5 protein-coding genes are annotated in these 3751 nt (G+C 65.9%); 3 read left to right on the top strand and 2 right to left on the bottom strand.

Features of this window, described 5'->3' with window-relative positions; genetic code table 11:
- The first annotated feature begins 206 nt into the window (after positions 1 to 206).
- From IRZ12_RS16440 to IRZ12_RS16430, 3 genes are all read left to right on the top strand, one after another.
- Positions 207 to 806, top strand: coding sequence for a flavin reductase family protein (locus IRZ12_RS16440; protein WP_296470790.1), 600 nt, complete (start codon positions 207 to 209; stop codon positions 804 to 806).
- A 95-nt stretch (positions 807 to 901) separates the two neighbouring features.
- On the top strand, positions 902 to 1657 hold the full coding sequence (locus tag IRZ12_RS16435) for an aldolase/citrate lyase family protein (RefSeq protein WP_296470787.1): 756 nt from the start codon (positions 902 to 904) through the stop codon (positions 1655 to 1657).
- A 31-nt stretch (positions 1658 to 1688) separates the two neighbouring features.
- Entirely contained in the window at positions 1689 to 2552 is an 864-nt protein-coding gene (locus tag IRZ12_RS16430; RefSeq protein ID WP_296470785.1) for a hypothetical protein, read from the top strand.
- Between the two features lie 69 nt (positions 2553 to 2621).
- Here IRZ12_RS16430 and IRZ12_RS16425 read toward each other — a convergent pair whose 3' ends face one another.
- Complete coding sequence (locus IRZ12_RS16425; RefSeq protein ID WP_296470783.1) at positions 2622 to 3389, bottom strand: DNA-binding transcriptional regulator; 768 nt, start codon at positions 3387 to 3389, stop codon at positions 2622 to 2624.
- 164 nt (positions 3390 to 3553) lie between these two features.
- The coding region (locus tag IRZ12_RS16420) for an amidohydrolase family protein (protein WP_296470780.1) at positions 3554 to 3751 on the bottom strand (198 nt) is incomplete at its 5' end.

Here is a 3751-nt window from a genome sequence, read left to right as displayed (position 1 = left end):
AATCCGGCTTGTTTGAGCAGCCGGGGGGGAACCGCGGCGCATGCACCAGACGCGGGGCGCGGGGCCGCGGCCCGGCGCCGACCGCCTGCCGGCATGGGCCAGCGTGAGCGCCTGTGCGGGAAAGGGCGGTTTTTTTCGAGTCGAATCGCCGCAGGCTGCGGTGGGAGTTTCGGATGAATGGATTTGTAACGCTAAAGACTGAGGGCATGAGCACCGAGGAGGCCTATCGGCTCATCGTCGGCTGCGTCGCGCCCCGGCCGGTCGCGTGGATTACGACGCAGGACGAGTCAGGGCGCGTCAATGCAGCGCCCTTCAGCTCGTATAACTACGTCGCCCACAGCCCGCCCATGCTGGCGGTCAACATCGGGTCGCGCAAGGGGGTGCTCAAAGACACCGCCCGCAACATCAAGGAAACGGGCGAGTTCGTCGTCAACGTGGCCACGGAAGCCACCTTGGAATTAATGCACGCGACCGGCGCCGACTATCCCCCGGAGGTCAGCGAGCCGCAGGCCCTGGGAATTGAACTCGCGCCAAGCAGCCTCGTCAAGCCGCCTCGCATCCCGGCCACGCCGATACAGATGGAATGCCGGCTCGAGCACGTGCTGCCGCTCGGACGCGGGCTGAACACGCTGTACATCGGCGAAGTCGTCGCCTTTCACCTGTCCGAGGCCATATACAACGGACGCCATGTCGACGCCATCGCCATGCGCCCCATCGCCCGGTTGGGCGGTCCCTATTACGCCGGATTGGGAGAAATCTTCCACCGCCCCATGCTGCAGTCGCCGCCTGGAGAGCCGACCGCCTGACGGCGCAGCCGGAGGGTGCCGCGCCCAAGGGCGTGGGCGCGCCGGCGCCACCGGGCGAGGATGCCCGGAGTTGTCTATTCATGAAGGAACGATCGATGACGCGCTCATCTTCTGACACCAACCGACCGATCAAGGCCGGTACATTTATCAAGACCGTGTCGCCGCACATAGTCGAGATACTCGGTACGACCGCGCTGGATTTCGGCGTGCTCGATGCCGAGCATGCACCGTTCGACCGCAGTGCGATCGACCTAATGATGCTCGCAGGGCGCGCCGCGCAGCTGCCGCTCTACGTGCGCGTGCCCGACTACGAAGCATCGACCATCCTGTCCGTGCTGGACATGGGCGCAGCGGGCATCGTGGTGCCGCACGTCGACACGGCGGAACAGGCGGCACAAATCGTCGCACGCGCCCGCTACAAAGGCGGTGAGCGCGGGTTCTCCAGCTCGCCGCGCGCGGCAGGCTACGGCACGATGACTTACAAGCAGGCGCAAGAGGCGGGCGACCAGACGCTGGTGCTGTGCCAGATCGAAAGCGTCGCGGGCCTGGACAACGTCGAGCGCATTGCCGCCGTGCCGGGCGTGGGCGGGCTGTTCGTGGGTCGTGCTGACTTGGCCTTGTCCATGGGCGAAGAAGGCTCGCGCAGCCCCGCGGTGCTGGAAGCAACGACGCGCATCGTTCGCGCGGCACTGGATGCAGGCAAGATCGCCGCGATGTTCGTCGCCAATGCGGCCGAACGAGACGAGTTCGCCGCCCAGGGCGCGACTTGGTTCGTGATCGGCTCCGATCAATCTCTGTTGCGCCAAGGCGCGCAATCAGTCGCCGTAGCCGGCAGCCGAGCGCAAGGCTGAGGCCCGTTCCGCACGCATGCAAGGAGAAGCCATGACAGCTCAAGCTCAACTTCCGCGCCCCGCCACCTACGCCGCGCATTATGAAACCGAACCCCAGCAACAGGCCGCGGGGGCTCGCACGTGGCTGACGCGCGGCGCCAACTTCGTCGTCGCCGTTTCCCAGGTCGAGCCCGGCGCCGTACTCGAGCGCTCCGACAACCCCGACGAGTACTTTGTGTTCGTGCACCGTGGAAGCGCGCGCATCCAGGCCGGCGAAGAACGCCTCGAGGCCTTGGCCGAAACCGTCACCATCGTGCCCCCTGGGCCGAGCCGGGTCGAGGCAACCGCCTCAGGCACCATCGTGCGCGTGTTTTCGAATCGCGCGACCGACCTGGTGGCAGCCTCGTCCAACAATGCCGTCTACGCCGACGGCGCGCCCGAAGTCGCGCCCCTGGTACCTTGGCCGGATCCCCCCGCTGGGTTCAAGCTGCGCCATTACGTGCTGGCCGACTACGTGCGGCCCGATACGAACATGCGCATCTTCCGCAGCACCAACCTCATGGTGAACTTCCTCGCGAAGCGCACGGTGCCACGCGACGTGCACAAACTCAGCCCCCACACGCATGCCGACTTCGAACAGGCTTCGCTTGCTGTCGAAGGTACGTACGTCCATCACCTGCGCTGGCCATGGACGCCCGACATGGACATGTGGAAAGAGGACGAGCACGTAGAGATCGGCAGCCCTTCGGTCACGGTCATTCCGGCCAAGGTCATGCATACCAGCCGCAACGTGAGCCAGGGCGACTGCTGGCTGATCGATATCTTTGCCCCGCCGCGCCTGGATTTTTCCAGCAAGCCGGGCCTGGTCTGCAACGCCGACGAATATCCCATGCCCGCCCCAAGTGTGGCAGCCTGACGGCCCGCCCCGGCAAGCGGCAGGCCCCTGGCGCCGGCCGCGCCTGTGCGAATCCCGGGCCAGCCCTTGCTACAGCTTGGACAAATCTTCGGAAATGCCCCGCGACACTTCCTGCAGCGGACCCAGGTAGCGCTCGACGGCCTGCTCGTCCGTGAGGGTGGAAGCGAACCACGTCATGCCAAACGACGCCACGACGTGCTTGCCGTCGAACACCGGCACGGCAAGCGTGCGCGACACGGGGCGTACGGCCGGGTCGCGTAGCGCATAGCCCTGGGCACGCGTCTGCGCGATCATTTTCTGGACCGCCTCGACGTCCCGGGCCGGCGCGTCCTCGGGGTTGGTCGACTGCCGCAACAAGGCAAGAATGGTCTCGCGCTCGTCCTCATCGCAGAACGCCAGATAGGCCCGCCCAATGGCGCGGCTCACCAGGCTCAGCCGCATGTTGATCGATGAATGCAGCAGCGAAAGCGGCGAATGGGGAATGGTGCTGTAACGCACCACCATCGCGTCGGTGTCGAACACGGCGATGGCCAGAGGCCATTTGATCGCCTCGGTCAGCGCGTCCATGCGCGGCTGGGCGGCCTCGACGATGCGCGGTTCGCTGTGATAACCCGAAGAAAGCGTATTGACCAGCGAGGTCAGATAGTAGGCCCCGTACTGCGGCGCATGCCGCACCAGCCCCTTCGAGGCCAGCGATTCCAGCAACCGGATCAGGGATGGCTTGGGAATACCCGTCTGCTGGTGCAACACATTGAGCGTGGACACCGGCTGGCGATTCAACGCCTGCAGCAACTCGATGGTCCGGACCACCGCTTGGACGGGAGGGAAAGAAGGCACGTGGACCTCCGTACGAAAAAAGCGTCGGCGAGTATGGCACCCGTGGGATGCGCGCTACGCTTCGAGAAGTACGACGGACCCTTCGAGCGTGCCCCGGCCGCCGCCGGGACGCCGCTCGTCGGCCGGACGGGACGCAGGCAATGGCCTGCCGCCGCCCTGCACCGTCAGCGCCGGGTGCCGCCTTTCACGAACACGCGCTTGCCGGTGTCGTGCCAGACGGCGCGCTTCTCCTCCTCGGTCAACAGCACCGATGCGTCGATCATACGCTGGACCATTTCCTTGTAGGTGCCCGAAGAGGTCCCGATGTCCGAACCCCACATGATGTGGTCGGCGCCGAACATGTCGACGGCGCGTCGCAGCAC

It is taken from the genome of Pigmentiphaga sp. (assembly GCF_019689535.1).
Classification (GTDB): Bacteria; Pseudomonadota; Gammaproteobacteria; order Burkholderiales; family Burkholderiaceae_B; genus Pigmentiphaga.
Note: the sequence above shows the minus strand (reverse complement) of the source record. Positions and strands in the feature narration are given on the sequence as shown.

Bases quoted from the DNA above. Each gene is read 5' to 3' on its own strand.
- IRZ12_RS16440 (WP_296470790.1), top strand. From the start codon at position 207: ATGAGCACCGAGGAGGCCTATCGGCTCATCGTCGGCTGCGTCGCGCCC.
- IRZ12_RS16435 (WP_296470787.1), top strand. From the start codon at position 902: ATGACGCGCTCATCTTCTGACACCAACCGACCGATCAAGGCCGGTACA.
- IRZ12_RS16430 (WP_296470785.1), top strand. From the start codon at position 1,689: ATGACAGCTCAAGCTCAACTTCCGCGCCCCGCCACCTACGCCGCGCAT.